The organism is Limimaricola cinnabarinus (assembly GCF_002723615.1).
Lineage (GTDB): Bacteria > Pseudomonadota > Alphaproteobacteria > Rhodobacterales > Rhodobacteraceae > Limimaricola > Limimaricola cinnabarinus_B.
The window spans coordinates 36,745-62,101 of sequence record NZ_KZ304960.1 but is presented as its reverse complement, the minus strand read 5'-3'; the positions used below and the strand labels follow the sequence as shown (position 1 = coordinate 62,101).

General features: G+C 69.8%; 24 protein-coding genes. 15 read left to right on the top strand and 9 right to left on the bottom strand.

From position 1 onward, the window contains the following. Positions 1-46: 46 nt before the first annotated feature. Complete coding sequence (locus CJ301_RS11050; RefSeq protein ID WP_099277373.1) at positions 47-385, bottom strand: P-II family nitrogen regulator; 339 nt, start codon at positions 383-385, stop codon at positions 47-49. Positions 386-653: 268 nt separating this feature from the next. Here CJ301_RS11050 and CJ301_RS11045 point away from each other — a divergent pair, with 268 nt between their 5' ends. Beyond that, positions 654-2,954, top strand: coding sequence for a transglycosylase domain-containing protein (locus CJ301_RS11045; protein ID WP_099277288.1), 2,301 nt, complete (start codon positions 654-656; stop codon positions 2,952-2,954). 5 nt (positions 2,955-2,959) lie between these two features. Here CJ301_RS11045 and CJ301_RS19085 read toward each other — a convergent pair whose 3' ends face one another. Then, complete coding sequence (locus tag CJ301_RS19085) at positions 2,960-3,616, bottom strand: hypothetical protein (RefSeq protein ID WP_254050135.1); 657 nt, start codon at positions 3,614-3,616, stop codon at positions 2,960-2,962. A 165-nt stretch (positions 3,617-3,781) separates the two neighbouring features. Here CJ301_RS19085 and CJ301_RS11035 point away from each other — a divergent pair, with 165 nt between their 5' ends. From CJ301_RS11035 to CJ301_RS11010, 6 genes are all read left to right on the top strand, one after another. Continuing rightward, positions 3,782-5,521, top strand: coding sequence for a type I secretion system permease/ATPase (locus tag CJ301_RS11035; protein WP_099277371.1), 1,740 nt, complete (start codon positions 3,782-3,784; stop codon positions 5,519-5,521). Then, a complete protein-coding gene (locus CJ301_RS11030) occupies positions 5,521-6,840 on the top strand; it encodes an HlyD family type I secretion periplasmic adaptor subunit (RefSeq protein ID WP_099277287.1) in 1,320 nt (439 codons plus the stop codon). The genes CJ301_RS11035 and CJ301_RS11030 overlap by 1 nt, the downstream gene beginning before the upstream one ends. Positions 6,841-6,912: 72 nt before the next feature. Continuing rightward, a complete protein-coding gene (locus tag CJ301_RS11025) occupies positions 6,913-7,383 on the top strand; it encodes a RidA family protein (RefSeq protein ID WP_099277370.1) in 471 nt (156 codons plus the stop codon). Next, complete coding sequence (locus CJ301_RS11020) at positions 7,380-8,156, top strand: glycerophosphodiester phosphodiesterase family protein (protein WP_099277286.1); 777 nt, start codon at positions 7,380-7,382, stop codon at positions 8,154-8,156. The genes CJ301_RS11025 and CJ301_RS11020 overlap by 4 nt, the downstream gene beginning before the upstream one ends. A 31-nt stretch (positions 8,157-8,187) precedes the next feature. Next, positions 8,188-9,393, top strand: a complete 1,206-nt coding sequence (locus CJ301_RS11015) for a GNAT family N-acetyltransferase (protein ID WP_099277285.1) — start codon at positions 8,188-8,190, stop codon at positions 9,391-9,393. Next, positions 9,390-9,677: a 4a-hydroxytetrahydrobiopterin dehydratase gene (locus tag CJ301_RS11010; protein WP_099277284.1), complete on the top strand. Its 288-nt coding sequence runs from the start codon at positions 9,390-9,392 to the stop codon at positions 9,675-9,677. The genes CJ301_RS11015 and CJ301_RS11010 overlap by 4 nt, the downstream gene beginning before the upstream one ends. Positions 9,678-9,800: 123 nt before the next feature. Here the strand turns inward: CJ301_RS11010 and CJ301_RS11005 are convergent, their stop codons facing one another. Then, positions 9,801-10,289 (bottom strand): peroxiredoxin, encoded by a 489-nt coding sequence (locus CJ301_RS11005; RefSeq protein WP_099277283.1) that lies wholly within the window; start codon positions 10,287-10,289, stop codon positions 9,801-9,803. 90 nt (positions 10,290-10,379) lie between these two features. Here CJ301_RS11005 and CJ301_RS11000 point away from each other — a divergent pair, with 90 nt between their 5' ends. Next, positions 10,380-11,591, top strand: coding sequence for an NAD(P)/FAD-dependent oxidoreductase (locus CJ301_RS11000; protein WP_099277282.1), 1,212 nt, complete (start codon positions 10,380-10,382; stop codon positions 11,589-11,591). Next, on the top strand, positions 11,588-12,148 hold the full coding sequence (gene rsmD, locus CJ301_RS10995) for a 16S rRNA (guanine(966)-N(2))-methyltransferase RsmD (RefSeq protein WP_099277281.1): 561 nt from the start codon (positions 11,588-11,590) through the stop codon (positions 12,146-12,148). The genes CJ301_RS11000 and rsmD overlap by 4 nt, the downstream gene beginning before the upstream one ends. A 3-nt stretch (positions 12,149-12,151) precedes the next feature. Here rsmD and map read toward each other — a convergent pair whose 3' ends face one another. Then, entirely contained in the window at positions 12,152-12,985 is an 834-nt protein-coding gene (map, locus tag CJ301_RS10990) for a type I methionyl aminopeptidase (protein ID WP_099277280.1), read from the bottom strand. A 116-nt stretch (positions 12,986-13,101) separates the two neighbouring features. Here map and CJ301_RS10985 point away from each other — a divergent pair, with 116 nt between their 5' ends. Genes CJ301_RS10985 through CJ301_RS10975 form a run of 3 tightly spaced genes read left to right on the top strand, consistent with a single transcriptional unit; the run spans position 13,102 to position 15,427 of the window. After that, positions 13,102-13,842: a competence/damage-inducible protein A gene (locus tag CJ301_RS10985; protein WP_099277279.1), complete on the top strand. Its 741-nt coding sequence runs from the start codon at positions 13,102-13,104 to the stop codon at positions 13,840-13,842. Next, the gene (locus CJ301_RS10980) at positions 13,839-14,525 is read left to right on the top strand and encodes a GNAT family N-acetyltransferase (RefSeq protein ID WP_099277278.1); all 687 of its coding nucleotides are present in this window, start codon (positions 13,839-13,841) and stop codon (positions 14,523-14,525) included. The genes CJ301_RS10985 and CJ301_RS10980 overlap by 4 nt, the downstream gene beginning before the upstream one ends. After that, a complete protein-coding gene (locus CJ301_RS10975; RefSeq protein ID WP_162620503.1) occupies positions 14,522-15,427 on the top strand; it encodes an OmpA family protein in 906 nt (301 codons plus the stop codon). Before CJ301_RS10980 ends, CJ301_RS10975 begins: the two co-directional genes overlap by 4 nt. A gap of 22 nt (positions 15,428-15,449) precedes the next feature. Here CJ301_RS10975 and CJ301_RS10970 read toward each other — a convergent pair whose 3' ends face one another. The 4 genes from CJ301_RS10970 to ilvD form a co-directional block, all read right to left on the bottom strand. Beyond that, on the bottom strand, positions 15,450-16,355 hold the full coding sequence (locus tag CJ301_RS10970; protein WP_099277276.1) for a LysR family transcriptional regulator: 906 nt from the start codon (positions 16,353-16,355) through the stop codon (positions 15,450-15,452). 120 nt (positions 16,356-16,475) lie between these two features. Continuing rightward, the gene (locus tag CJ301_RS10965) at positions 16,476-18,491 is read right to left on the bottom strand and encodes an NADPH-dependent 2,4-dienoyl-CoA reductase (protein ID WP_099277274.1); all 2,016 of its coding nucleotides are present in this window, start codon (positions 18,489-18,491) and stop codon (positions 16,476-16,478) included. A 132-nt stretch (positions 18,492-18,623) separates the two neighbouring features. After that, positions 18,624-19,259, bottom strand: a complete 636-nt coding sequence (locus CJ301_RS10960) for a DUF6478 family protein (protein WP_099277273.1) — start codon at positions 19,257-19,259, stop codon at positions 18,624-18,626. Then, complete coding sequence (gene ilvD, locus CJ301_RS10955; protein WP_099277271.1) at positions 19,256-20,989, bottom strand: dihydroxy-acid dehydratase; 1,734 nt, start codon at positions 20,987-20,989, stop codon at positions 19,256-19,258. The genes CJ301_RS10960 and ilvD overlap by 4 nt, the downstream gene beginning before the upstream one ends. Before the next feature lie 201 nt (positions 20,990-21,190). Here ilvD and accD point away from each other — a divergent pair, with 201 nt between their 5' ends. The 3 genes from accD to CJ301_RS10940 are packed head-to-tail and all read left to right on the top strand — an operon-like array spanning position 21,191 to position 23,972. Next, positions 21,191-22,186 (top strand): acetyl-CoA carboxylase, carboxyltransferase subunit beta, encoded by a 996-nt coding sequence (gene accD, locus CJ301_RS10950; protein WP_099277269.1) that lies wholly within the window; start codon positions 21,191-21,193, stop codon positions 22,184-22,186. Continuing rightward, complete coding sequence (locus CJ301_RS10945; protein WP_099277267.1) at positions 22,183-23,457, top strand: bifunctional folylpolyglutamate synthase/dihydrofolate synthase; 1,275 nt, start codon at positions 22,183-22,185, stop codon at positions 23,455-23,457. Before accD ends, CJ301_RS10945 begins: the two co-directional genes overlap by 4 nt. Positions 23,458-23,468: 11 nt before the next feature. After that, a complete protein-coding gene (locus tag CJ301_RS10940) occupies positions 23,469-23,972 on the top strand; it encodes a hypothetical protein (protein WP_254050134.1) in 504 nt (167 codons plus the stop codon). A 305-nt stretch (positions 23,973-24,277) separates the two neighbouring features. Here CJ301_RS10940 and zapE read toward each other — a convergent pair whose 3' ends face one another. Then, on the bottom strand, positions 24,278-25,351 hold the full coding sequence (gene zapE, locus CJ301_RS10935; RefSeq protein WP_099277263.1) for a cell division protein ZapE: 1,074 nt from the start codon (positions 25,349-25,351) through the stop codon (positions 24,278-24,280). Positions 25,352-25,357: the final 6 nt, after the last annotated feature.

The window sequence follows — 25,357 nt, the reverse complement described above, 5'->3', positions numbered from 1 at the left end:
CAGGTCTCCTGGGGAGGAACGCTGGAAGCGCGTCTCGGCGCGCGTCTCAGAGCGCGTCGTCGTCGGTTTCGCCGGTGCGCACGCGCAGCGCGCTTTCGACATCGAGCACGAAGATCTTGCCGTCGCCGATCTTGTCGGTGCGGGCGGTGCGGGCGATGCTCGCCACCACCTGCTCGGCCAGGCTCTCGGAAACCACGATCTCGAGCTTGACCTTCGGCACGAAGTTCACGGCGTATTCCGCGCCGCGATAGATCTCGGTGTGGCCGGACTGAGAGCCGAAGCCCTTGATCTCGGTCACCATCATGCCGCGCACGCCCTGGGCGGTCAGCGCCTCGCGCACCTCCTCGAGCTTGAACGGCTTGATCGTTGCGATGATGAGTTTCACGTCGGTCCCCTTGTGGCGGCGGTTCGGCAAGGCCCCGGCTTCGGGCCGCGGCTTTTTCAGGAGCGCGCCTTCCTGCCTTCGGGGCAAGCGTGGCGCGGGGCCGCGCCCTGCCTTGAGCCGGGCAGCATGCACAATTCTTGCACATAAGCGGGCGAATGCCCGATTCATGGGCGGCGTAAAAAAGCCGATAGGGCAAATCCCCGCCGCTCAACATTCCGCTGCGATGCGGCTATGGTGGCCGCCGATCAAAACGGACAGGCAGCGGCAGATGAGCGCGAGCAACGGCAAAAGACCGCCTCTCATGGCGGAGCGGCGCTACGGTGCGGGCAAGGGAGCCCGCAAGGAGGGCGGCGGCTCCGCCCCGAAGGCCAAGGGGCGCGCGACGCAGGCCGCCAAGCCGCGCAAGCGCAGCGCCCGCGCAACCCGCCCTGCGCCGCGCGGACCACTGGGCTTCGCCGCGGCGATGGTGCGGGGGCTGATGCGCTTCGTGCTGCGCGTGGTCTGGGGCGTCGGCTGGCGCATCGCCATGGTGCTGGCGCTCGTGATCGGGCTTGGCGTCGCCTATTACGCGGCGCAGCTCCCGCCGGTCACCAATCTGGTCGACGGGCGGGCGCGCGGCTCGGTGACCCTGCTCGACCGCGACGGCGCGACCTTTGCCTGGCGCGGCGACCAGTTCGGCGGCATGGTCACCGCCGACACCATCTCCCCGCATCTGCGCAACGCCGTGGTCGCGACCGAGGACCGGCGCTTCTGGTGGCATCCGGGCGTCGATCCGCAGGGCATCGCCAGCGCCATCCGCATCAACCTCTCCGAAGGGCGCGGGCCGCTTTCCGGCAATGGCGGCTCGACCATCACCCAGCAGACCGCGAAGCTCCTGTGCCTGGGCAAGCCCTTCGACCCCGAGACCTGGGAAAGCGAGGCCGCCTACGAGGCCGATTGCCGCCGCACCACGCTGTGGCGCAAGGTCCAGGAGGCGGTCTACGCGATGGCGATGGAGGCGCGCTATTCCAAGGAGGAGATCCTGACGATCTACCTCAACCGCGCCTATCTCGGTGCCGGCACGCGCGGCTTCGAAGCCGCCTCGCAGCGCTATTTCGGCAAATCCGCGGGCCAGGTGAACCCGGCCGAGGCGGCGATGCTGGCGGGGCTTCTGAAGGCGCCGACCACCTATGCGCCGACCAACAACCTCGCCCGCAGCCAGGACCGGGCGCGGGTCATCGTCGGGCTGATGGAGCAGCAGGACTATCTTTCCGCCTCGGAGGCGGAGGCCGCGCGCGCGAACCCCGCGACGCTCTCGGCCACGGCCCAGCAGGACCAGGGCGGCTATTTCGCCGACTGGGTGATGGATACGGGGCCCGAGTTCTTCACCCGCGACACCACCGAGGACGTGGTGATCCGCACCACGCTCGACCCGCGCATCCAAACCGCGGCCGAGCAGGCGCTGCTGCAGGTGTTCGAGGAGCGGGTTTCCCCCGGCTCCGAGGCGCAGGCCGCGATCGTGGTGATGAGCGCCGACGGCGCGGTGCGCGCCATGGTGGGCGGGCGCAACGTCTCGGCCTCGGGCGCCTTCAACCGCGCCACGCAGGCGCTGCGCCAGACCGGCTCGGCCTTCAAGCCCTTCATCTACGCCGCGGCGCTCGATCTCGGCATGCAGCCCTTCGATCTCGTCGATGACAGCCCGCTGACCATGAACATCCCCGGCTCGGGGTCGTGGTCGCCCGAGAATTACGACCGCAGATATGACGGCATGGTGACCCTGACCGAGGCGCTGGCCGAAAGCCGCAACATCCCGGCGGTGAAGATCTCGGAGCAGGCCGGGCGCGAGAACGTGCGCACCGTGGCCTCGATGTTCGGCATCGACAGCGATCTCGCCGCCGGGCCGGCGCTGGCGCTGGGTGTGTCGGAAAGCACGCTGCTGGAGATGACCGGCGCCTATGCGGGCATCCTCAATGGCGGCTCCTCGGTGACCCCTTACGGCCTCGTGGAGCTGCGCCTCAAGGGCGACGACACGCCGCTCATGGGCACCGGCGGCGGCATCGGCGAGCGGGTGATCAGCCAGGAGGCCGCCGAAAAGCTCACTTGGATGATGAGCCGCGTCGTGGCCGAGGGCACCGGCGGGCGGGCGCGGATCGATGGCTGGGAAGTGGCGGGCAAGACCGGCACCACCCAGGGCGCGCGCGATGCGTGGTTCGTGGGCTTCGCGGGCGATTACGTGGCCGGCGTCTGGATGGGCTACGACGACAACCGCCCGCTGTCGGGCGTCACCGGCGGCGGCCTGCCCGCCACGATCTGGCGCGAGACCATGACGCGCGTGCTCGACGGTCAGCCGGTCAAGCCGCTGCCGATGCGGGTGCCGGAACCGGCGGCGGCCGACACCATCGTCGGGGCGGCGTCGCAGGATGTCTCGCCCTCGAACGGGCAGGCCAGCGACCCCGAAACCGACCGGCTGCTGCGCGAGATGCTGGGTGCGCCGCAGGGCGCCGAACCGGCCCCGGCCCCCGAACAGCGGGACCGCGAGGGGCTCATCCTCGATGTGCTCACCAACATCCTCGGCGGGGCGGGCAACTAGCCCGCTCAGCCGGCCTCGTCGGGCAGCTCGATCTGCGCGGCGGTGCCGCCGCGCGCCTCGCCCGAGCCGTCATCCGGCCCGTCCTCTGGGCCATCATCGGGGGCGGGCAGCGCGACCGAGGGCAGGACGACCCGCGGCAAGGCCACCGAAGGCAGGACGATCCGCGGCGGCGGCAACCCGTCCGCGCCCGCCGCATCCGGCGCATCCGTGGCGGGCAGCGCATCGGCCTCCTGCGTGGCCGGCGGCGTTTCGGTGATTTCCGCGGCCGAGGGGCTGGCGCTCTCCTGCGCGGTGACGGGCGCGTCGCAGCTGGCATAGCGGAAGGCATAGCCGTTCCACAGCATGATCAGCCCCTCATCCTGCGCCGCCTTCATCAGCAGCGCCCGCTCGGTCCAGCGCGTGTCCCCGGCGGTGCATTCCATGGTGTAGAGCGTGGCGTCCATGTCGACGACATCCACCGGCCGTGTCATCTGGCAGGCGCTGCCGATGCCCTCGAACAGCCCGTCGCGGATGCGCAGCGCCCCGCCCTCGACGCCGACCTGGCCGCAATCGGCCTCGCCGGTGCTGCGATACAGCCCGTCATAGGGTGTCGCGGCCCCCGGCGCGGCGGTCAGGGCAAGCCCCGTGGCGAGAACAATCGGATTCACGTTTCGCAAAGTCATGTGCTGCAAGCTAGCGGTGCGGCGCGCGAGGTCCAGAACCGCAGGGGGCACAATCGCGGCTCAACCGCGGCGTGACGCTACCCAGAAGGGCGTCTTTGCTCTAAGCATGAGGGAGGCGGCGGCTGCGATCGGCGTGGCCCGGCCGGGATGCGAATGGGGAATGACATGACAAGAGATGCGGCCTCCCTCGGCGCCGAAGAACTCCGCGAAGCCCGTGCCCAGAGCCGCTGGCTCTACTGGGCCGTTGCCATTTTCAGCCTGGTCGTCAACCTTCTGATGCTGACCGGCCCGCTTTACATGATGAACGTCTATGACCGCGTGCTGGGCTCGCGCTCGATCGCGACGCTGGTGGCGCTGTCGGTGCTGGTGGTCTTTCTCTATTCGATGATGGGCCTTCTGGACATGGTGCGCGGCCGGGTGATGAACCGCATTGCGGCGCGCTTTCAGGCCCGGCTCGACCAGCGGGTGTTTTCCGCGGCCCTGCGTGCCAGCTCGGGCCAGAAGGCCCGGGCCGAGGCCGCGACCGCGCAGCGCGATCTCGAATCGGTGCAGCGGCTGATCGCCTCTCCGGTGCTGATGAGCGGGTTCGACCTGCCCTTCGCGCCGGTCTTCTTCTTCGGCATCTTCCTGTTTCACCCGATGCTCGGCCTGCTCGGCGTTAGCGGGGCGGTGATCCTGATCATCATGGCCCTGGCCAACCAGCTGATGACCCGCAAGCAGCTCGAGGAGGCCAACGACACCACCTTCCAGTCCGAGCAACTCGGCACCCAGATCCGGCACGATTCGGACATGGTGCAGGCTCTGGGCATGCGCGGCGCGGCCTTCGGGCGCTGGAACGAGGCGCGCGCGCGCTCGCTTTCCGCCTCGATCGGCGCCACCGATACCGGCGGCGGCTTCTCCTCGGTCATCAAGGCGTTCCGGCTGATGCTGCAATCGGGCATGCTCGGCCTTGGCGCCTATCTCGTGCTGCAGGGCCAGATGACGCCCGGCGCGATGATCGCGGGCTCGATCCTGCTGGGCCGGGCGCTGGCGCCGATCGAGATGATCGTGAACCAGTGGCCCTCGGTGCAGCGCGCCCGCGAGGGCTGGCGCCGGCTGGCCGTCCTTCTGGGAGAGATCCGCCCCGAGGAACAGCGCACCACCCTGCCCCGCCCCAAGGCGCGGCTGTCCTGCGAGCAGGTGACCGTGCTGCCGCCCGGCGAGAACCAGGCCGCGCTGCGGATGATGAGCTTTCAGGTCGAGCCGGGCCAGGCGGTCGGCGTGATCGGCCCCTCTGGCGCCGGCAAGTCGACGCTGGCGCGTGCCCTGACCGGTCTGTGGCGGCCCGCCGCTGGCAAGATCCGCCTCGATGGCGCCAGTCTCGACCAATACGATCCCGACGTGCTGGGCAGCTATATCGGCTACCTGCCCCAGCAGGTCACGCTGTTCGACGGCACGATCAAGGAAAACATCGCCCGCATGTCGCTCACCCCCGACGACGCCGAGGTGGTGCGCGCCGCCCGCGCCGCCGCCGCCCACGAGATGATCCTCAAGCTGCCCGAGGGCTACGACACCCGCGTCTCCTCCAAGGGCGGGCGGCTGTCGGGCGGCCAGATCCAGAGGATCGGCCTCGCGCGCGCGCTCTACGGCGATCCGGTGATCCTGGTGCTCGACGAGCCCAACTCCAACCTCGACAATTCCGGCTCCACCGCCCTCAACCAGGCGATCCGCGACGCCAAGGCGCACAAGAAATGCGTGCTGATCATGGCCCATCGCCCCGCCGCCATCGCCGAATGCGACACGATCCTGATGATCGAAAGCGGCGGGCGGCGCGCCTTCGGCCCCAAGGAGGAGGTGCTGCGCGAAACGGTGCAGAACCACCGCGAGATCGCCGCCTCCGGCACCGCCGGCGGGGGGGTGTCGTGATGCGCAAGCCCCTCTCCCCCTCCGACGCGCCCAGCCTGTGGTCCGCCGCAAGGCCGCTGATCGCCGGGTTTCTCGGCCTCGCGGTGCTGCTCGGCGGCTTTGGCACCTGGGCGGCGGTGAGCCAGATCTCCGGCGCCGTGGTGGCCTCCGGCCGGATCGAGGTCGATCGCAACCGGCAGATCGTCCAGCACCCCGATGGCGGCGTCGTCGCGGAGATCCTCGTCGACGAGGGCGACATGGTCGAGACCGACCAGCTCCTGATCCGGCTCGACCCCGAACAGCTGCGCTCCGAGCTGGCGGTGGTCGAGGGCCAGCTTCTGGAGGTGCTGTCGCGCCGCGCCCGGCTCGAGGCCGAGCGCGACGATGCCGACACGCTCAGCTTCGATCCGCTGCTGCTCGAGACCGACAACCCGATCGCGCCCGAGCTGATGGAGGGCCAAAGGCGCCTGCAGGCGGCCCGGATCGAGAGCGAGAACCGCCAGGCCGAGCAGCTCGCCCGCCAGCGCGAGCAGATCAGCGATCAGATCGTCGGGATCGAATCGCAGGAGGAAGCCATCGCGAACCAGCTGCAGCTCATCGAGAGCGAGCTGGCCAACCAGCAATCCCTGCTCGACCGCGGCCTCGCGCAGGCGACGCGGGTGCTGACCCTGCAACGCGAGCAGGCCAACCTGCTCGGGCGGCAGGGCGAGCTCAGGGCCTCCAAGGCCCAGGCCGGTGGCCGCATCGCCGAGATCGAGATCGAGATCCTCAAGCTCGCCTCGACCCGGCGGCAGGAGGCGATCACTCAGCTGCGCGACCTGCAGTTCAACGAGATCGAGCTGTCGAACCGCCGCCGGGCGCTGCTGACCCGGCTCGACCGGCTCGACATCCGCGCGCCCGTGGGCGGCATCGTCTACGGGCTGACCGTCTTTACCCCCCGCTCGGTGATCCGCCCCGCCGAGCCGGTGCTCTACATCGTGCCGCAGGACCGGCCGCTGGTGATCGCCACGCAGGTGCAACCCACCGACATCGACCAGCTGCATCTCGGCCAGGAGGTGGTGCTGCGCCTGCCCGCCTTCGACCAGCGCCGCACGCCCGAGCTGACTGGCCAGGTGGTGCAGATCTCGGCCGACGCCTTCCAGGACGAGCAGCAGCCGATCTCCTACTACCGCACGGAGATTCGCCTGTCGGAAGGCGAGATCGACAAGCTGCCCGGCGACATGACGCTGATCCCCGGCATGCCGGTCGAGGCCTATATCCGCACCTCGGACCGCACGCCGCTGGCCTATCTCGTCAAGCCGCTGGCCGATTACTTCGCCCGCGCCTTCCGCGAGGGTTGAGCCCGGCAGGCGTTGTCCCCCCGCCCGGCGCAGGCTAGCTTGCGCCGGAACATCTCCGAGGGGAACGACACCATGATCGATGCGGCAGGTATCAACGACAAGCTGACTGAAATGGGGCTCGCGCTGCCCGAAGCGCCCAAGCCGGCGGCCAATTACGAGCCCTTCGTCATCCATGACGGGCTGCTCTACGTCTCGGGCCAGATCGCCGCCGGGCCGGACGGGCTGATCACCGGCCGCCTGGGCGACGGCATGACCACCGAAGAGGGCGCCAAGGCCGCGCAGGCCTGCGCGCTGAGCCTTCTGGCGCAGGCCCGCGCCGCCTGCGACGGCGATCTGGGCCGCATCGCGCGGCTGGTGAAGCTCACCGGTTTCGTCGCCTCGACGCCCGGTTTCACCGAGCAGCCCAAGGTGATCAACGGCGCCTCCGACCTGATGGTCGAGCTTCTGGGCGAAGCCGGGCGGCACGCGCGCTCGGCGGTGGGCGTCGCGGCGCTGCCGCTCGGTGTCGCGGTCGAGATCGAAGCCGTCTTCGCGCTCGCATGAGGCGCCCCGCCCCCGAGCTGCCCGCCGCCTTTCTCGACCGCCCCATCGCGCATCGCGGCTTTCACGGCGCGGGGCGGCCCGAGAATTCGCTCTCGGCGGTGCGCGCCGCCGTCGAGGCGGGCTACGGCATCGAGATCGACCTGCGCGCCTCGCATGATGGCGAGGCGATGGTGTTCCACGATGCCAGCCTCGAGCGGCTGACCACCGCACGCGGTCTCGTGGCGAGCCAGACCGCCGAGGCGCTGGGCGAGATCTCCCTCATCGGCAGCGCCGACACCATCCCGACGCTGGGCGCGGTGCTCGACCTCGTCGCGGGCCGCGCGCCGCTGCTGATCGAGATCAAGGATCACGACTACACGCTCGGCCCCAATGTCGGCGTGACCGAAGCCGCCGTCGCGCGCGCGCTCGAAGGCTATGCCGGTCCGGTGGCGGTGATGTCGTTCAACCCGCATTCGGTCTCGGAGATGGCCCGGCTCGCGCCCGACCTGCCGCGCGGGCTCATCACCTGCGGCTTCGATGCCGAAGCGTGGCCCGACCTGTCGCCGCGCGTCGCCGCGCGGCTGCGCGAGATCCCCGATTACGACAATCTCGGCGCCGGCTTCATCAGCCACGAGGCGAATGATCTCGACCGGCCCCGCGTCGCCGAGCTTCAGGCGCAGGGCGCGAAGGTGCTGTGCTGGACCACCCGCTCGCCCGAAGAGGAAGAGGAAGCGCGGCGCATTGCCGACAACGTGACCTTCGAAGGCTACCTGCCGGGGCCCGCCCCCGCTTGACCCCGGGCCGCGGGGGGCCAACTCTGCGGCCATGAGCCAGACAGAGACGGACCCCGCGGCGGTGGTCGAGATCACCGCCCATGCCAGCCTGCGCGACATCCCCGCCGCCGAGTGGGACGGCTGCGCCTGCCCCGAAGCCGAAGGCGGCGGCCGCCCCTCCGATCCCTTCACAACGCACCGCTTCCTTTCGGCGCTCGAAGACAGCGGCTCGGTCGGGCCGGGCACCGGCTGGCAGCCGCATTACCTCGCCGCGCGGCGGAGCGGCGCGCTGATCGCCTGCGCCCCGCTCTACGCCAAGGGCCACAGCCAGGGCGAATACGTCTTCGACCACGCCTGGGCCGATGCCTATGAGCGCGCGGGCGGGCAGTATTACCCCAAGCTGCAGATGGCCGTGCCCTTCACCCCGGTCACGGGGCGGCGCTTCCTGACGAAGCCGGGCCACGCGGCCGATGGCATGGCGGCGCTGGTGCAGGGCGCGGTGCAGCTTGCCGCCAATAATGGCCTGTCCTCGCTGCACGCCACCTTCTGCAGTTCCATCGAGGCCGAGGCGGGCGAGGAAATGGGGCTGATGCGCCGCACGGGCCAGCAGTTTCACTGGATCGACGAGGGCTATGGCAGCTTCGACGGCTTTCTCGCCGCGCTTTCCTCGCGCAAGCGCAAGACCATCCGCAAGGAGCGCGCGGGCGCGCAAGCCTCGGGGCTGGTGATCGAGCACCTGACCGGCGCGGAGATCGAGCCGCATCACTGGGACGCGGTCTGGGCCTTCTATCAGGACACGGGCCGCCGGAAGTGGGGCTCGCCCTATCTCACCCGCGCATTCTTCGAGATCGCGCATGAGACGCTGCGCGACGACATGCTGCTGATCCTCGCGCGCGACGGCGACCGGCCCGTGGCGGGGGCGCTGAACCTCATCGGCCGCGACACGCTCTTTGGCCGCTACTGGGGCGCGCTCGAACACCACCCCTTCCTGCATTTCGAGCTGTGCTACTATCAGGCCATCGACTGGGCGCTGGCGCATGGCCTCACCCGCGTCGAGGCGGGCGCGCAGGGCGAGCACAAGCTGGCGCGGGGCTACCTGCCGGTGCCGACCCAGTCGCTGCACTGGATCGCGGATGCGGGGTTCCGCGATGCCGTGGCGCGCTATCTCGAGGCCGAGCGCGCGGCGGTGGACGAGGAGATCGAGGTGCTGACGGGATACGGCCCGTTCCGGCGCACGAAGATGGAGGATCAGGAATGACGGAAATGCTCGACGAGGCCGGGCGCACGACGCTCAAGGCCGCCGGATGGGAGGCGGAACCCGACCGCGATGCCGTCACCAAGACCTTCCGCTTTCCGAGCTTCGTCGAAGCCTTCGGCTTCATGACGCGCTGCGCGATCTGGGCCGAGAAACTGAATCATCACCCCGAATGGTCCAACAGCTACCGCAGCGTGACCGTCACGCTCACCTCGCATGACGCCAAGGGGCTGACGGCGCGCGACGCGACGCTCGCGGCAAGGATGGACAAGCTGGCGGAGAGCTGACGAATAGCCCCGCCGTGACCGGGCATTTCGCTCGATGCCGCCGCAGGCGCGGGCTGACAGGGCGGGCCATGCGTATTTGAAGAAAGATGAAAGGGGGCCGCGCGCCCCCCTTTGCCGTTCGGCTCAAAGCGCCGCGACCATGCTTTCGCCGCCCGAAATGTCGCAGGTGCCGGCGTTCTCCTCCGCATGCCAGACCTTCACCACCCCGTCCTCGGCCATCAGCGCGTAGCGCCTGCTGCGCCGGATGAAGCCGCGATCGGGGTTCGAGAACTCCATGCCGATGGCGGAGGTGAACTCGCAGGACGCATCGGCCAGCATCGCGATGCCCGCCGCCGTCGCCCCCGTCGCCTCGCCCCAGGCCCGCATCACGAAAGGGTCGTTAACCGACACGCAGATCACCTCATCCACGCCCTTCTCGCGCAAGGACTCCATCGCGCGGATGAAGCTCGGCACATGCGCGGTCGAGCAGGTGCCGGTATAGGCGCCCGGCAGACCGAAGATCACCACGCGGCGGCCCTTCAGCAACGTGCTCAGCGCGAGCTTTTCCGGTCCATCGGCCCCCATCCGCAGCAGCTCCGCCTCCGGCAGCCTGTCTCCAACTGTGATCGTCATCCCCGGCGGTCCTTTCACGATTGCGGTCGATGGCAGGGGATATAGTCTGCCGCCCGCAGCCGGGCCACAGAAACCAAGGAAAGGACGCGCATGTCCCATTTCGTCGTGATCGGAGCCGGACAGGCCGGATCGTCGCTCGTGGCCAAGCTTCGCGCCGAAGGCTTCGACGGGCGCATCACCCTCGTCGGTGCCGAAACCGCCCCGCCCTACCAGCGCCCGCCACTCTCCAAGGCCTACCTGCTCGGAGAGATGGAGAAGGCGCGCCTCTTTCTGCGCCCCGAGGCGTGGTATGCCGAGCACGACATCGATCTGCGTCTGGGGGTGACGGCCAGCGCGCTTGATGCAAGCGCACGGACCGTGACGCTTTCGGATGGCGAAACCCTGTCCTACGACCGGCTCGCCTTGTGCACCGGCGCGCATCCGCGCCGCCTGCCCGCCGCGATCGGCGGCGATCTGGCGGGGGTGTTCACCATGCGCGATCTCGCGGATGCCGACGCGCTCGCGCCCGAGATGCTCGAAGGCCGCCGGCTGCTGGTGGTCGGCGGCGGCTATATCGGGCTGGAGGCGGCGGCGGTGGCCGCCAGGCGCGGGCTGACGGTCACGGTGGTCGAACAGGCCGAACGCATCCTGCAACGCGTCGCCGCCCCCGAAACCTCGGCCTATTTCCGCGACCTGCACCGCAGCCACGGCGTCGATATCCGCGAGGGCGTGGGGCTTGAGCGGCTCTTGGGCGAAGAGCGCGTCACCGGCGCGCGGCTCACCGATGGCAGCGAGATCGCGGCCGATTTCGCCATCGTCGGCGTCGGCGTGGCGCCGGGTACGGGGTTGGCCGAACCGGCGGGGCTCGTGCTCGACAACGGCATCCGCTGCGACATCCATTGCCGCACCTCGGATGAGCACATCTGGGCCGCGGGCGACTGCGCCTCGCTCCTGCTGGCCGACATGCGCATCCGGCTCGAAAGCGTCGGCAACGCCATCGACATGGCCGAAAACGCCGCGCTCAACATGATGGGCCGTGGCGTCGAATACCGCCCCCGCCCGTGGTTCTGGTCGGACCAGTTCGACACCAAGCTGCAGATCGCGGGGCTGAACGCGGGCTGGGACGCGGTGCATGTCCGCCCGGGCGACAGCCCGGCGCAGCAATCGCACTGGTATTACCGGGGCGCGCGTCTCATCGCCGTGGACGCGATGAACGACAGCCGCGCCTACATGGTCGGCAAGCGGCTGATCGAGGCGGGCCGCTCGCCCGACCCCGCACGCGCCGCCGATCCGGCCACCGATCTCAAGGCGCTGCTGAAATGAGGATCATCGCCGGAGAGCATCGCGGCCTGGCCCTCGCCGCGGTCGGCAAGGGCGACGCGGGCGCGCATCTGCGCCCCACCGCCGACCGGGTGCGCGAAAGCCTGTTCAACGCGCTGATGGGCGGGCGCTACGGCGATCCGATCGGCGAGGCCCGCGTGCTCGACCTCTTCGCCGGCACCGGCGCGCTGGGGCTCGAGGCGCTGTCGCGCGGTGCCGCGCATGTCACCTTCGTCGATGACGGGCGCGTGGCGGGAAAGCTCATCCGCGAGAACGTGGCCAAGCTGCGCGTGGCCGACCGGGTGACGCATCTCAAATGCGACGCGACCCGCCTGCCCGCCTGCGACGCGCCGGCGAGCCTCGTCTTTCTTGATCCGCCCTATGGCAAGGGGCTCGGCGCGCGGGCGCTGGCCTCGGCCTTGGCGGGCGGCTGGATCGCGCCCGGCGCGCTGATCGTCTGGGAGGAAAGCGCGCCGCAGCCCGCGCCCGAGGGGTTCTCCCCCCTCGATACACGGCGCTACGGCGATACCCATGTCACGCTCATGGAGCGCGACGGCTGAGCCTCAGATATCCCAGGTGGGATGAAACCGCTCGGCGGGCGAGAGGGTGAAGATCTCGTTGCCCTGAGCGGTGATGCCGATCGTGTGCTCGAACTGCGCCGAAAGCGACTTGTCGCGCGTCACGGCGGTCCAGTCATCGGCCAGGACCTTGGTCTCGGGGCGGCCGAGATTGACCATCGGCTCGATGGTGAAGAACATCCCCTCCTCCAGCACCGGCCCGGTGCCGGGGCGGCCGTAATGCAGCACGTTGGGCGGCGCGTGGAACACCCGGCCGATGCCATGGCCGCAGAAATCGCGCACCACCGACATGCGGTTCTCCTCGACGAAGCTCTGGATCGCGTGGCCGATATCGCCGAAGGTGTTGCCCGGCCGCGCCGCCTCGATCCCCTTCATCAGCGCGTCATGCGTCACCTGGATCAGCCGCTCGGCCTTGCGCGGCAGCTTTCCGGCCACGTACATCCGGCTGGTGTCGCCGTAAAAGCCGTCGACGATCACGGTCACGTCGACATTGAGGATGTCGCCGTCTTTCAGCTTCTTGTCGCCCGGAATCCCGTGGCAGACCACGTGGTTGACCGAGATGCAGCTGGCGTGCTGGTAGCCCTTGTAGCCGATCGTGGCGCTCTTGGCGTTGGCCTGCTCGATCAGGTCGGTGATGACCCGGTCGATCTCGGAAGTGCGCTGGCCCACGACGACATGCTCGGCGATGTCGTCGAGGATCGTGGCGGCAAGGCGCCCGGCGCGGTTCATGCCCGCGAAATCCGCGAGATCGTGGATGCGGATGCCATCGCGGGTCAGGCGGCCCTTGCGGTCGTCGGCGGCGGTCTCGTCCAAAGTCATCACCTCTATCCCTTTCGACCTGAAATAGGGCCTACCGCGCGGGGAATCCACCCGCCCGCGTGGAAATGACCCGCGCCCCGGCCTATACCTTGTGACAGCCAACCGGAGCCCGCCCCATGACCGAACGGACGACCGCGCCCAACCCGACCGCCGCCATGCTCGTCATCGGCGACGAGATCCTCTCGGGCCGCACCCGCGACAGCAACATGCACCACTTGGCCAAGGAGCTGACGCTGCGCGGCATCGAGCTGCGCGAAAGCCGGGTCGTCTCGGACGATCACGCCACCATCATCGGCGCGGTGCGGGCGCTCTCGGCGGCGCATGACCATGTCTTCACCTCGGGCGGCATCGGGCCGACGCATGACGACATCACCGCCGAAGCCGTGGCCGAGGCGATGGGCGCGCCAATCGGCATCCGCGACGATGCGCGCGAGATCCTCGCCGCGCATTACGCCGCGCGCGGCGTCGAGCTGAACGCGGCGCGGCTGCGCATGGCGCGCATCCCCGACGGCGCCGAACTGATCGACAACCCGGTCAGCGCCGCGCCGGGCTTTTCCTTGCGCAACGTGCATGTCATGGCCGGCGTGCCGCGCATCTTCGAGGCGATGCTGGCGGGACTTTTGCCGAAGATCCCCGGCGGGCGGCCGGTGCTGTCGCAATCCCTGCGCATCGAGCGCGGCGAGGGCGACGTGGCCGAGCCGCTGGCCGAACTGGCCAAGGCGCATCCGGCGCTCGCCATCGGCTCCTATCCCTTTTCCGAGAACGGCGTCACCGGCACCAATATCGTGATCCGGGGCGCAGACGGGGCCGAGATCGAAGCGGCGCTGGTGACGCTGTCGGAGCAGTTCCCCGCGTGAGCCCCGAGGCGGGCTTCGCGGCGCTCGCCGCCACATGGCCCGCCGCCGCCACGCGCGATCTGGGCCCGGTGCGGCTGCGCAACGGGGCGAGCGGCGGTGCCCGGGTTTCGGCGGCGACGCTGGAGGGGCCGTTCGGCCAAGGCGACATCGCCGCCGCCGAAGAAGCGATGCGCGGCGAAGGGCGCGCGCCGCTGTTCATGGTCCGCGCAGGCGAGGCCGCGCTCGACGCGGCGCTCGATGCGCGTGGCTACGCGATAAAAGACCCCACTTCGATCCTCGCCGCCCGCGTCGATGCGCTCGATACGATCTGCGCGCGCGCGAACTGGCCACCGAGCGCCGCGCAGCGCGCGCTTTGGGCCGAGGGCGGCATCGGGGCCGCGCGCATCGCTGTGATGGAGCGCGCCGAGGGGCCGAAGACCGTGCTGCATCACCCCGGCGGCTGCGCCTTCGTGGCCTGCCATGGCGAGATCGCCATGCTTCATGCGCTGGAGGTCTCTCCGGCCGCGCGCCGCCGGGGCGCGGGGCGGGCGGTGATGGCGATGGCGGCGGGTTGGGCGCATGCGCAGGGTTGCGCATGGCTCGCCCTGGCCGTGACCCGCGCCAATGCCCCGGCCCGCGCGCTCTATGCAAGGCTGGGCTACGAAGAGATCGGCGCCTATCACTACAGGGAAGCCCCGGCATGATCCGCGCGGCGGCGCTGGCGGTGCTCTGGCCCGGCATGGGGCTGGCGTTGGAACTGCCGCTGCCCGAAGGCGCCCTGCGCACGGCCGAAAGGCGGGCCGAGACGGCGGATCACGCCCTGCCCACCGGCCCCGCCCAAGGCGCCCCGCCCCCGGTCGAGGCGATCGAGGGCTTGGTCGAAACGCGCGCCTGGCGCATCCCCGCCCCCGCGCCGTCGCCCGCCGGGCTGATCGCGCCGATGAGGGCGGCTCTGCGGGCCGCGGGGTTCGAGATCCTGCTCGATTGCGCGGCCCGGGCCTGCGGCGGATACGAGTTCCGCTATGGCATCGAGGTTCTGCCGCCACCGGAGATGCATGTCGATCTGGGCGCGTTCCGCTATCTTTCGGCCCGGCGCGACGGCCCGGACGGGCTCTCGGCGGTCGGCATCCTGGCCAGCCGGGCCGGGGAGACCGGGCATCTGCAGGTGACGACCGTCACGCCCGCGGGCACGCCCGACATCGCGCCGCAGGTCGCGCCGCGCATGGCGCCGGCCGATCTCGCCGCGACGCTCGACCGCGAGGGCCATGCCGTGCTGGAAGGGATCAGCTTCGCGCCCGGCGCGGCGGTGCTGGAGGAAACGGCCCCCGCCCCTCTCGCGGCGCTGGCGGACTGGCTGGCCGAGGCCCCGTCGCGGCGGCTGGTGCTGGTGGGCCATACCGACATGACCGGCGCTCTGGAGGCCAACATCGCCCTGTCGCGCCGCCGCGCCGAGGCGGTGCGCAACCGGCTGCTGCGCGATCACGGGGTCGCGGCGGCGAGGGTCGAGGCGCGGGGGGCGGGCTGGCTCGCGCCGCGCGCCACCAACGCCACGCCCGAGGGCCGCGCCGCCAACCGCCGGGTCGAGGCGCTGGCGGCGGAAGGGTGAGGACAGATGCCGCAGCCAAGGCTCACCAGGTGTCGGGGCCCTTCTCGGCGAAGGCTTCGACCAGGAAATCGATGAAGGCGCGCACCTTGGGCTGGGTGAAGCGGCCCGGCGGATAGACCGCGTAGATGCCCTGCGTCTCGGTGGGAAGGTTCGGGATCGCCTCTTCCACCAGCCCCTTCTTGAGCGCATCCGCGTAGAGAAAGGAGGGCAGGTAGGCGATGCCGAGCCCGCCGATGCAGGCATTGAGCAATGACTGCCCGTCATTGACCGTCAGCCAACCGGCGGTGCGCACCTGCCGCTTTTCGCCCGAGGGCGCGGTCAGCTTCCACACCGCGCCGTTCGAGGCGTTGGAGTAATGCAAGAGCTTGTGTTCGTTGAGATCGTCGATCCGCGCGGGGCGGCCATAGCGTTCGAAATAGGCGGGCGAGGCGATCATCTTCTTGGAAGTCTCGGTGAGCTTGCGCGCGCGCAGCGTGCTGTCCTCCAGCTCGCCGATGCGCACCGCCATGTCGAAGCCTTCGGAGATCAGCTCCACGAAGCGGTTGTTGAGCACCATGTTGACGGTGATGTCAGGGAATTCCTGCAGGAAATCGCCCAGCACCGGGCTCAGATGATTGACCCCGAAATCCGTCGCGACCGAGATCCGCAAGAGCCCCGATGGCGCCGACTGCATCGAGGTGACCAGCGCGTCGGCCTCGCCCGCATCGGTCAGGACGCGGCGCGCCCGGTCGTAATAGGCCAGCCCGATCTCGGTCGGGCTGACGCGCCGCGTGGTGCGGTTCAAAAGCCGCGCACCGAGCCGCGCTTCGAGCGAGGAGACATGTTTCGAGACGGCGGATTTGGAGATCCCCATCTTGCGGGCCGCATCGGTGAACCCGCCCTGATCCACCACGGTGGCAAAGGCCTCCATCTCTGTCAGCCTGTCCATGGCCGGTCTCCGTCCTTCGTTTCGGTCGGCTCCCTGTGTGATGGCAGATTCGGGCATGATTGGGTCATGCCCCTGACAATAAAGCGGTTTGACCCCCAACCGATGCGCAGGCGGAAACAGCTAGAGCCGGGCGGCGAGCCGCGTGCCCTGGTCGATCGCGCGCTTGGCGTCGAGCTCCGCCGCCACATCGGCGCCGCCGATCACATGCGCCTCGACCCCCTGCGCCAGCAGCGCATCGGCCAGTGCCCGTTCGCTTTCCTGCCCTGCGCAGAGCACGATGGTATCTGCCTCGATCAGCCGCGGCCCCTCGGGCGTGGTGACATGCAGCCCCTGCGCGTCGATGCGCTCGTAGCTCACGCCGCCGAGCATCTCGACGGCGCGCATCTGAAGCCCGGCGCGATGCACCCAGCCGGTGGTCTTGCCGAGCCGCTTGCCCAGCTTCTCGGCCTTGCGCTGCAACAGCGTGACGCGCCGCGCGGCAGGGTCCGGGCGCGGCCCCTCGGGGGCGAGGCCGCCGCGCGCGACCGAAGGATCGGCCACGCCCCATTCGGTGCGCCAGGCGGGCGGGTCGATGGTGGTGCTGTGCCCGGTCACGAGATATTCGGCCACGTCGAAGCCGATGCCGCCCGCGCCGACCACGGCGACGCGCGGCCCGGCCTCGGCCCGCCCCGAAAGAAGATCGGCATAGGAGATGACATTCGGCCCCTCCTGCCCCGGAATGGCGGGATCGCGCGGGCGCACGCCGGTGGCGACGATCACCGCATCAAAGCCCGCCAGCGCCTCGGGCTGCGGCGTCTCGCCCAGCCGCAGCTCGATTTCGCTCGCGACGATCTCGGCTTCGAACCAGTCGAGCAATCCGCGGAACTCTTCCTTGCCGGGGATCGCGGCGGCGTGGTGCAGCTGTCCGCCGATCCGCCCCGACGCCTCGAACAGCGTGACGGCATGGCCGCGTTCCGCCGCCGCCAGCGCCGCCGAGAGGCCCGCGGGCCCCGCCCCCACCACCGCGATGCGGCGCGGACTGGCCACGGGCTCCAGCACCAGCTCGGTCTCGTGGCAGGCGCGCGGGTTGACGAGGCAGGAGGAGAGCTTGCCCGAGAAGGTGTGATCGAGGCAGGCCTGGTTGCAGGCGATGCAGGGCGCGATGCGCGCGGCCTCGCCCCTTGCCGCCTTGGCGACGAAATCGGGATCGGCGAGGAAGGGCCGCGCCATGGAGACCATGTCGGCCTGCCCCCCGGCCAGGATCTCCTCGGCCACCTCGGGCGTGTTGATCCGGTTCGAGGCGATGACCGGCACCGAAACCTCGCCGCGCAGCTTCGCGGTCAGATGCGCGAAGGCGGCGCGCGGCACGCTCGTCACGATGGTCGGCACCCGCGCCTCGTGCCAGCCGATGCCGGTGTTGAGCACGTCGGCCCCGGCTTCGGTCACGGCATGGGCGAGCGCCACGATCTCGGACCAGTCCTGCCCCTCGGAGACGAGATCGAGAAGCGAGATGCGGTAGATCAGCAGCTTGTCAGGGCCCAGCGCCGCGCGCACGCGGGCCACCACCTCGACCGGCAGGCGCATCCGGTTTTCGAGGCTGCCGCCCCAGCGGTCCTCGCGGCGATTGGTGCGGGGCGCGAGGAACTGGTTGAGGAAATAGCCCTCCGAGCCCATCACCTCGACCCCGTCATAACCCGCCTCGACCGAGCGGGCGGCGGCGGTGGCGATGTCGGACATCTGCTTCTCGATCCCCGCCTCGTCGAGCGCGTTGGGGGTGAAGGCGCTGATCGGCGCGCGGATCGCCGAAGGGGCGACGCAGTGCTTGGAATAGGCGTAGCGCCCGGCATGCAGGATCTGCATTGCGATCCGCCCGCCCGCCTCGTGCACCGCCCGCGTCACGCGGGCATGGTTGGCGATGTCGTCTTGGGTGAACAGTCCCGCCGCGCCGGGATAGACCCCGCCCTCGCGGTTGGGCGCCATGCCGCCCGTCACCATCAGCCCGACGCCGCCGCGCGCGCGCGTGGCGTAGAAGGTGGAGACGCGATTCCAATCGCCGGTCTCCTCGAGCCCGGTATGCATCGAGCCCATCAGCACCCGGTTGGGCAGGCTCAGCGGCCCCAGCGTGATCGGCGACAAGAGCTTTGGATATCTGGACATGCGGGCCTCCCTCGTGGCGGCAGACTGGCTGCGATTGACGCGCGCGTCACCCCGGACGCGACGTCAGCTGCGCGTCATCCCGGACGCGACGTCAGCTGCGCGTCATTCCGGACGCGACGTCAGCCGCGCGGCTCAGAAGGATGCGCGCGGCCTGCGGGCGATCACCAGATCGCGGATCTCGATCGCCATGGGCAGCGGGGCTTCGAAGATCAGGTCGATCCAGCCCGTCTCGACGCGATCGGGCGCGGTCTCGATGCTCCACAGGTCGAACTCGGTGCCGGTGGGCTCGGTCATGGGCAGGCTGCGCAGCAACGCTTCGCTGTTGGGGCCCTGCCGCAGGTTGAGCCGCGCAAAGCTGCGCGATGCGCCCTCCGGGCCGAGATCGACGTCGATCCCCAACAGATGCCGCCGCTCCAGCCCGGCCAGCGCTGCCTCTGGCAGCGCGATGGCGAGGCTCAGAAAGCTGCCGTCGAAGCCCCCGGCGCAAAGCCGCAGCGGCCAGGCCCCCTGCGGCCCGATGGCGGGCCGCTCGATTCGCAGCTCGGGGGATTCGGCGTCGTGAAAGAGCCGCACGCCGCCGCACAGCTCCACACCCGAAGCCGCGGGCAGCGGCCCCGCGCCCGGCGCGGCACCGGCCCAGGCCTCGGGCCGCCAGGCCCAGTCCGCCCCTGCCAGCCGCAGGGGCGAAGGCGCAGCACCTTGCCCCTTGGGCGCGGCGCGGCGCAGGCGGGGCAGACGCCCAAGCAGGCCCGGCAGCCCCGGCCTCACTGGTCCATGTAGACGTGGCTTTCGCCCTCGGCGCCGGGATGGGTCACCGCGCCCTTGCGCGCGGAGCCCACGAGCTGGGCGTATTTCCACAGCGCGCCGGCGGTGTAGTCATTGGTGCGCGCGCCCTTCCACGCGCCCTTGCGCTCCGCGAGTTCGGCGTCGGACAGATCCACCGAAATCTCGCCGCGGATGGCGTCGATGGTGATCATGTCACCGGTCTTCAAAAGCGCGATCGGCCCGCCATGCGCGGCCTCGGGGCCGACATGGCCGACGCAGAAGCCGCGGGTCGCGCCCGAGAAGCGGCCATCGGTGATCAGCGCGACCTTCTTGCCCATGCCCTGCCCCGAGAGTGCTGCCGTGGTCGAAAGCATCTCGCGCATGCCGGGGCCGCCCGCCGGGCCTTCGTTGCGGATGACGATCACGTCGCCCTCGGCGTATTCGCGGCGGCGCACCGCCTCGAAGGCCTCTTCCTCGCATTCGAACACCCGCGCCGGGCCGGTGAAGACCTGATCCTCGGCGGCCATGCCCGCGACCTTCACGATCGCGCCGTCGGGCGCGAGGTTGCCCTTGAGGCCGACGACGCCGCCGGTCTTGGTGATCGGGTTGGCGACAGTGTGGATCACGCGACCATCCGCCTCGCGGTCGATCAGATCCAGCTCCTCGCCCAAGCTCTTGCCCGAGGCGGTGATGCAGTCCTCGTGCAGCAGCCCCGCCTTGCGCAGCTCCTTCATGACGACCGGCACGCCGCCCACCTCGTGCAGATCCTTGGCGACGTATTCGCCGCCCGGGCGCAGGTTCACGAAATAAGGCGTGTCGAGGAAGATGTTGCAGATGTCGAGCAGGTCGAAATCGATCCCCGCCTCATGCGCGATGGCCGGGAGATGCAGGCCCGCATTGGTCGAGCCGCCGGTGCAGGCGACGACCCGCGCCGCGTTCTCGAGGCTCTGCCTAGTGACAATGTCACGGGCGCGGATGTTCTTCTCGATCAGGTTCATCACCGCCTGGCCGGAAAAGTCGCCATACTGGTCGCGGCTTTCATAGGGCGCGGGCGCGCCCGAGGAGTTCAGCAGCGCGAGGCCCACCGCCTCGGAAACGCAGGCCATGGTGTTGGCGGTGTATTGCCCGCCGCAGGCCCCCGCCGAGGGGCAGGCCACGCGTTCGAGCACCGCGAGCTCCGCGTCCGACATGTTGCCGGCCGCGTGCTGGCCCACCGCTTCGAACACGTCCTGCACCACGACATCCTTGCCGTTGAGCTTGCCCGGCAGGATCGAGCCGCCATAGATGAACACGGACGGCACGTTGAGCCGGACCATCGCCATCATCATGCCCGGCAGCGACTTGTCGCAGCCCGCGAGGCCGACCAGCGCATCATAGCAATGCCCGCGCATGGTCAGCTCGACGGTGTCGGCGATCGCGTCGCGCGAGGCGAGCGAGGAGCGCATGCCTTCATGGCCCATGGCGATGCCGTCGGTGACGGTGATGGTGGTGAATTCGCGCGGCGTGCCGCCGCCCTTCTTCACGCCCATCTTGACCGATTGCGCCTGACGGTTGAGCGCGATGTTGCAGGGCGCGGCCTCGTTCCAGCAGGTGGCGACGCCGACCCAGGGCTGGTGGATCTCTTCTTCCGAGATGCCCATGGCATAGAAATAGCTCCGGTGCGGCGCGCGCTCGGGCCCTTCGGTCACGTGGCGGCTGGGCAGTTTCGTCTTGTCGAAACGGGCGTTTTGCATGGGCTGTCCCTTCCCGGAGTTGGCTGGTGGCAAGGGATAGTCGCCCCCTGTCCCGACGGCAAGACAACTCGCGCCCGCCCCCGTTCATCTTTCTCCAAATACGCAAATTCCCCGGTCGCGCAGGGGTGCATGCGTCCGAATTGCAATCCGCCGCGTCGAAGCGTATCTCCGACATCGACCCGACGCGCCCGGAGCAGCAAGATGAACTGGATTTCCAACTACGTCCGTCCGCGGATCAACTCGATCTTCTCGCGCCGCGAGGTGCCCGAGAACCTGTGGACCAAGTGCGACGAATGCGGGACGATGCTGTTCCACCGCGAACTGGCCGACAATCTCAACGTCTGCACCAATTGCGATCACCACATGGCGATCACCCCGCGCGACCGCTTCAAGGCGCTGTTCGACGGCGGTGCCTTCACCGAGGTGAAGGTGCCCGAGCCGATCGCCGATCCGCTCAATTTCCGCGACCAGAAGAAATACACCGACCGGATCAAGGAGGCCCGCCGCAAGACCTCCGAGAAGGAGGCGATGCTGGTGGCCGAGGGCGAGATCGGCCGCACCAGAATTGTCGCCGCCGGGCAGGACTTTTCCTTCATGGCCGGCTCCATGGGCATGTATGTCGGCAACGCGATCATCGCCGCCGCCGAGCGCGCGGTAGAGATCAAGGCGCCCCTGGTGCTCTTTTCCGCCGCGGGTGGCGCGCGGATGCAGGAGGGGATTCTCTCCTTGATGCAGATGCCGCGCACCACGGTCGCGGTCGAGATGCTCAAGGAGGCGGGCCTGCCCTACATCGTGGTGCTCACGCATCCGACGACCGGCGGCGTCACCGCCTCCTACGCGATGCTGGGCGACGTTCAGATCGCCGAGCCGAACGCGCTGATCTGCTTTGCGGGCCCGCGCGTGATCGAGCAGACCATCCGCGAAAAGCTGCCCGAAGGGTTCCAGCGGGCCGAATACCTGCTCGATCACGGCATGCTCGACCGGGTGACCCCGCGCGGAAAGATGCGCGAGGAGCTGATCACGATCACCCGGATGCTACTGGGGCTGGAGCCCGCGGTGATGGGCGACCTGCCCGCCCCGGCGACGCCCGAGCCCGCCGCCGCCAAGGAGGCCGAGACGGCCCGGGACGAGACGGCCGAGACCCCGGCCGCCAAGCCCGCCCCCAAGGCCCCGAAGACCGAGACGCCCAAGGCATGAGCCGCGCCGGTTCCGACGCGATTCTCGCGCGGATGATGTCGCTGCACCCCAAGGTCATCGATCTCACGCTCGACCGGGTGTGGCGGCTTCTGGCGGCGCTGGGTCACCCCGAGCGGCGGCTGCCGCCGGTCATTCACCTCGCGGGCACCAATGGCAAGGGCTCGACCCAGGCGATGATCCGGGCCGGGCTCGAGGCCTCGGGCGACCGGGTCCATGCCTATACCTCGCCGCATCTGGCGCGGTTTCACGAGCGGATCCGGCTTGCGGGCGAACTGATCTCGGAAGCGGCGCTGAGCGACCTGCTCGACCGGACCCATGCGGCCAACGGCCCCGATCCGATCACCTATTTCGAGATCACCACGGCGGCGGCGCTTCTGGCCTTTGCCGAGACGCCCGCCGAATGGACGCTTCTGGAAACCGGCCTCGGCGGCAGGCTCGATGCGACCAACGTGGTCGAGCGCCCGGCGCTCACCGTCATCACGCCCATCGACCTCGACCACCAGCAATATCTCGGCGAGACGCTGGAGGAGATCGCGGGCGAGAAGGCGGGCATCCTCAAGCGCGGCGTGCCTTGCGTCGTGGCCCCCCAGCACGAGACCGCGCTCGAGGTGATCGAGGCGAAGGCGGCCCGGCTCGGCGCGCCGCTGATGGCGCATGGCCAGCATTGGCACGTCACCACCGAGGCCGGGCGGCTGATCTACCAGGACGAGCGCGGGCTTCTCGACCTGCCGCTGCCGCGGCTGCGCGGCCCGCACCAGATCGTCAATACGGGCACCGCCATCGCGAGCCTGCGCGCGCTGGGCCGCGACGAGGCCGCCGCCGAGGCCGCGACGCGGGCCAGCTGGCCCGCCCGGATGCAGCGCCTGACGCAAGGCCCGCTGGTCGATCTGGCGGGCGGGGCCGAGCTGTGGCTCGATGGCGGGCACAACCCGGCGGCGGGCATGGCGCTGGCGCGCAGCCTGGCCGAGCTGCCCAGACGCCCGACCCATCTGGTCTGCGGCATGCTCAACACCAAGGACATCGGGGGCTATCTGCGCCCGCTCGCGGGCGCGGCGCAGGCGCTGCACGCGGTCTCGATCCCCGATGAGGCCAACACCATCCCCGCCGCCGAAACGGCGGAAGCCGCCCGCGCGGCGGGCTTCGAAACCGTGACGCAGGCGGGCGACGTCGCGCAGGCGGTCCGCGAGATCACCGCGCAGGCGCCTTCGGCCCGCATCCTGATCTGCGGCTCGCTCTATCTGGCGGGCCACGTGTTGCGCGAGAACGGATGAGGGGTGGGCCGGTGCCGATCGCGGCGCTGGCTGCGCTCCTTGCCCTGCCCGCGCAGGCAATCGAGCTGCATTTCTGCTGGCAGGGGGCGGCGGGCTATTCGATGACCGGCACGATGCGCTTTCCCGACGCGCTGCGCGATGCGCCCCGCATCGACGAAGGGGATGTGACCGGCTTCGAGATCACCGGCTGGCACGAGGGCGCGCGGCTCGGAAGCTGGAGCCTCGCGGCGCTGACGCCGCAGACGAGCTGGATGCTGGATTTCGACCCGGGCGAGATGCGCTTCGTCATGCCCGGCATCGGCGTGTTCCAGGCGTGGAACGCGGATGGCCAGGTTTCGGATTGCGGCACGCCGGGCTTCGGCTTCAATGCCGGCAATGGCGGGCAGGACATCTGCGTCGACGGGCGATTCGTTAACGAATCGACGATTCACTGGTCCACGCCGCTTCGGGCCACGCCAGAGCCGGTCAATCCCGGCTGCCGGCAAAACATTCTGCTCTCGGATCGCGCGCGCTAGGCCGGGACATGCCCCTGCCGAAAAGACGTCGCGTCATCACGGCGCTGCCGGTTTTCGCGCCGGTCCGGCAGCTTTTGCGACGGGTAAAGTGACGTGGCGACAGGCGTTTCGCCCGGCACGTTCAGGACGTTACGAAACCTCTCCCCCCGGTTGACCCTCCCCGCCCCGGCAGACCATCTGGAGACAGGAGAACGACACGGGGATCCCGGCGGGCAAGATCGGGGCCCTGGAGGCAGACACCGCAGGCAAGACCGAAGGGGGCCAAGGGAAACGGCCCCCTTCCACTTGGCCCCGGCCGCCTTGGCTCAGCTGCGCCCCCAGCCTTCGGCCTGCATTTCCTCGAGCCGGCTCGCCGTGCGCTCGAATTCGAAGCTGCCCTCGCCCTCGACATAGAGATAGGCCGGCGATGCCGCCGCCGAGGCAACGAGCCGCGTCTTCGCCTCGTAGAGCGCATCGACCAGCGTGACGAAGCGCTTGGCCTCGTTGAAGTTCGAACGCGACAGGCGCGGGATGCCGTCGATCATCAGGATCTTCACCGCCTCGGCCAGCGCGAGGTAGTCGGCGGCCCCGAGCGGGCGGCCGCACAGCTCATGAAACCCCGCCCGCGCGATGCCGTTGCGAAATTCGGGCACCGTCACCTCGCGCCCCGAAACCTGAAGCACCAGCGGCTCCCCCGCCGCATCGCCCGTCAGATCCTTCCAGATCGCGTCGAGCTTGGCGCGCGCGCCCGAATCATTGGGCATGATCCAGCTTTCCGAACCCTTGAGCCGCCCTTGCCGGTGATCGGTGGGGCTGGCCAGCTCCAGCACCTCCATCCGCGCCTTGAGCTTGTCGATGAAGGGGGTGAAGAGCTGCCGGTTCAGGCCGTTCTTGTAAAGATCGTCCGGCACCCGGTTCGATGTGGTGACGATGGTGACGCCCTGTTCGAACAGCTTTTCGAACAGCCGCCCCACGATCATCGCGTCGGTGATGTCGGTGATCTGCATCTCGTCGAAGGCGAGAAAGCGCAGCTCGCCCGCCAGATCCTCGGCCACCGGCGCGATGGCGTCGTCGACGCCGCGCGCGCGGGCCTTGTTCATGTCGGCATGGACGCGCTGCATGAAGGCGTGGAAATGCCAGCGAGCCTTCGGCAGCTCGATCTCCTCATGCAGCAGGTCCATCAGCATCGACTTGCCGCGCCCCACCCCGCCCCAAAGATAGAGGCCCTTGACCGGCTCGGGGGGCCTGGGCTTGCGAAACCAGCCGCCGCGCTGCGGCTCGGGCTGGCGCGCGAGGTCGCGCGCGACGCGGTCGAGCGCGGGCAGAACCGCCTCCTGCGCCGGGTCGGGTTTCAGCGCGCCTTGGGCGATGCGCGCGCGGTAGGCTTCTTCGATGCTCATGGTGAG

Excerpts from the sequence above, each read along its gene's own strand:
- CJ301_RS11045 (WP_099277288.1), top strand. The coding sequence starts at position 654 with ATGAGCGCGAGCAACGGCAAAAGACCGCCTCTCATGGCGGAGCGGCGC.
- CJ301_RS19085 (WP_254050135.1), bottom strand. The coding sequence starts at position 3,616 with ATGACTTTGCGAAACGTGAATCCGATTGTTCTCGCCACGGGGCTTGCC.
- CJ301_RS11035 (WP_099277371.1), top strand. The coding sequence starts at position 3,782 with ATGACAAGAGATGCGGCCTCCCTCGGCGCCGAAGAACTCCGCGAAGCC.
- CJ301_RS11030 (WP_099277287.1), top strand. The coding sequence starts at position 5,521 with ATGCGCAAGCCCCTCTCCCCCTCCGACGCGCCCAGCCTGTGGTCCGCC.
- CJ301_RS11025 (WP_099277370.1), top strand. The coding sequence starts at position 6,913 with ATGATCGATGCGGCAGGTATCAACGACAAGCTGACTGAAATGGGGCTC.
- CJ301_RS11020 (WP_099277286.1), top strand. The coding sequence starts at position 7,380 with ATGAGGCGCCCCGCCCCCGAGCTGCCCGCCGCCTTTCTCGACCGCCCC.
- CJ301_RS11015 (WP_099277285.1), top strand. The coding sequence starts at position 8,188 with ATGAGCCAGACAGAGACGGACCCCGCGGCGGTGGTCGAGATCACCGCC.
- CJ301_RS11010 (WP_099277284.1), top strand. The coding sequence starts at position 9,390 with ATGACGGAAATGCTCGACGAGGCCGGGCGCACGACGCTCAAGGCCGCC.
- CJ301_RS11005 (WP_099277283.1), bottom strand. The coding sequence starts at position 10,289 with ATGACGATCACAGTTGGAGACAGGCTGCCGGAGGCGGAGCTGCTGCGG.
- CJ301_RS11000 (WP_099277282.1), top strand. The coding sequence starts at position 10,380 with ATGTCCCATTTCGTCGTGATCGGAGCCGGACAGGCCGGATCGTCGCTC.
- rsmD (WP_099277281.1), top strand. The coding sequence starts at position 11,588 with ATGAGGATCATCGCCGGAGAGCATCGCGGCCTGGCCCTCGCCGCGGTC.
- map (WP_099277280.1), bottom strand. The coding sequence starts at position 12,985 with ATGACTTTGGACGAGACCGCCGCCGACGACCGCAAGGGCCGCCTGACC.
- CJ301_RS10985 (WP_099277279.1), top strand. The coding sequence starts at position 13,102 with ATGACCGAACGGACGACCGCGCCCAACCCGACCGCCGCCATGCTCGTC.
- CJ301_RS10975 (WP_162620503.1), top strand. The coding sequence starts at position 14,522 with ATGATCCGCGCGGCGGCGCTGGCGGTGCTCTGGCCCGGCATGGGGCTG.
- CJ301_RS10970 (WP_099277276.1), bottom strand. The coding sequence starts at position 16,355 with ATGGACAGGCTGACAGAGATGGAGGCCTTTGCCACCGTGGTGGATCAG.
- CJ301_RS10965 (WP_099277274.1), bottom strand. The coding sequence starts at position 18,491 with ATGTCCAGATATCCAAAGCTCTTGTCGCCGATCACGCTGGGGCCGCTG.
- ilvD (WP_099277271.1), bottom strand. The coding sequence starts at position 20,989 with ATGCAAAACGCCCGTTTCGACAAGACGAAACTGCCCAGCCGCCACGTG.
- accD (WP_099277269.1), top strand. The coding sequence starts at position 21,191 with ATGAACTGGATTTCCAACTACGTCCGTCCGCGGATCAACTCGATCTTC.
- CJ301_RS10945 (WP_099277267.1), top strand. The coding sequence starts at position 22,183 with ATGAGCCGCGCCGGTTCCGACGCGATTCTCGCGCGGATGATGTCGCTG.
- zapE (WP_099277263.1), bottom strand. The coding sequence starts at position 25,351 with ATGAGCATCGAAGAAGCCTACCGCGCGCGCATCGCCCAAGGCGCGCTG.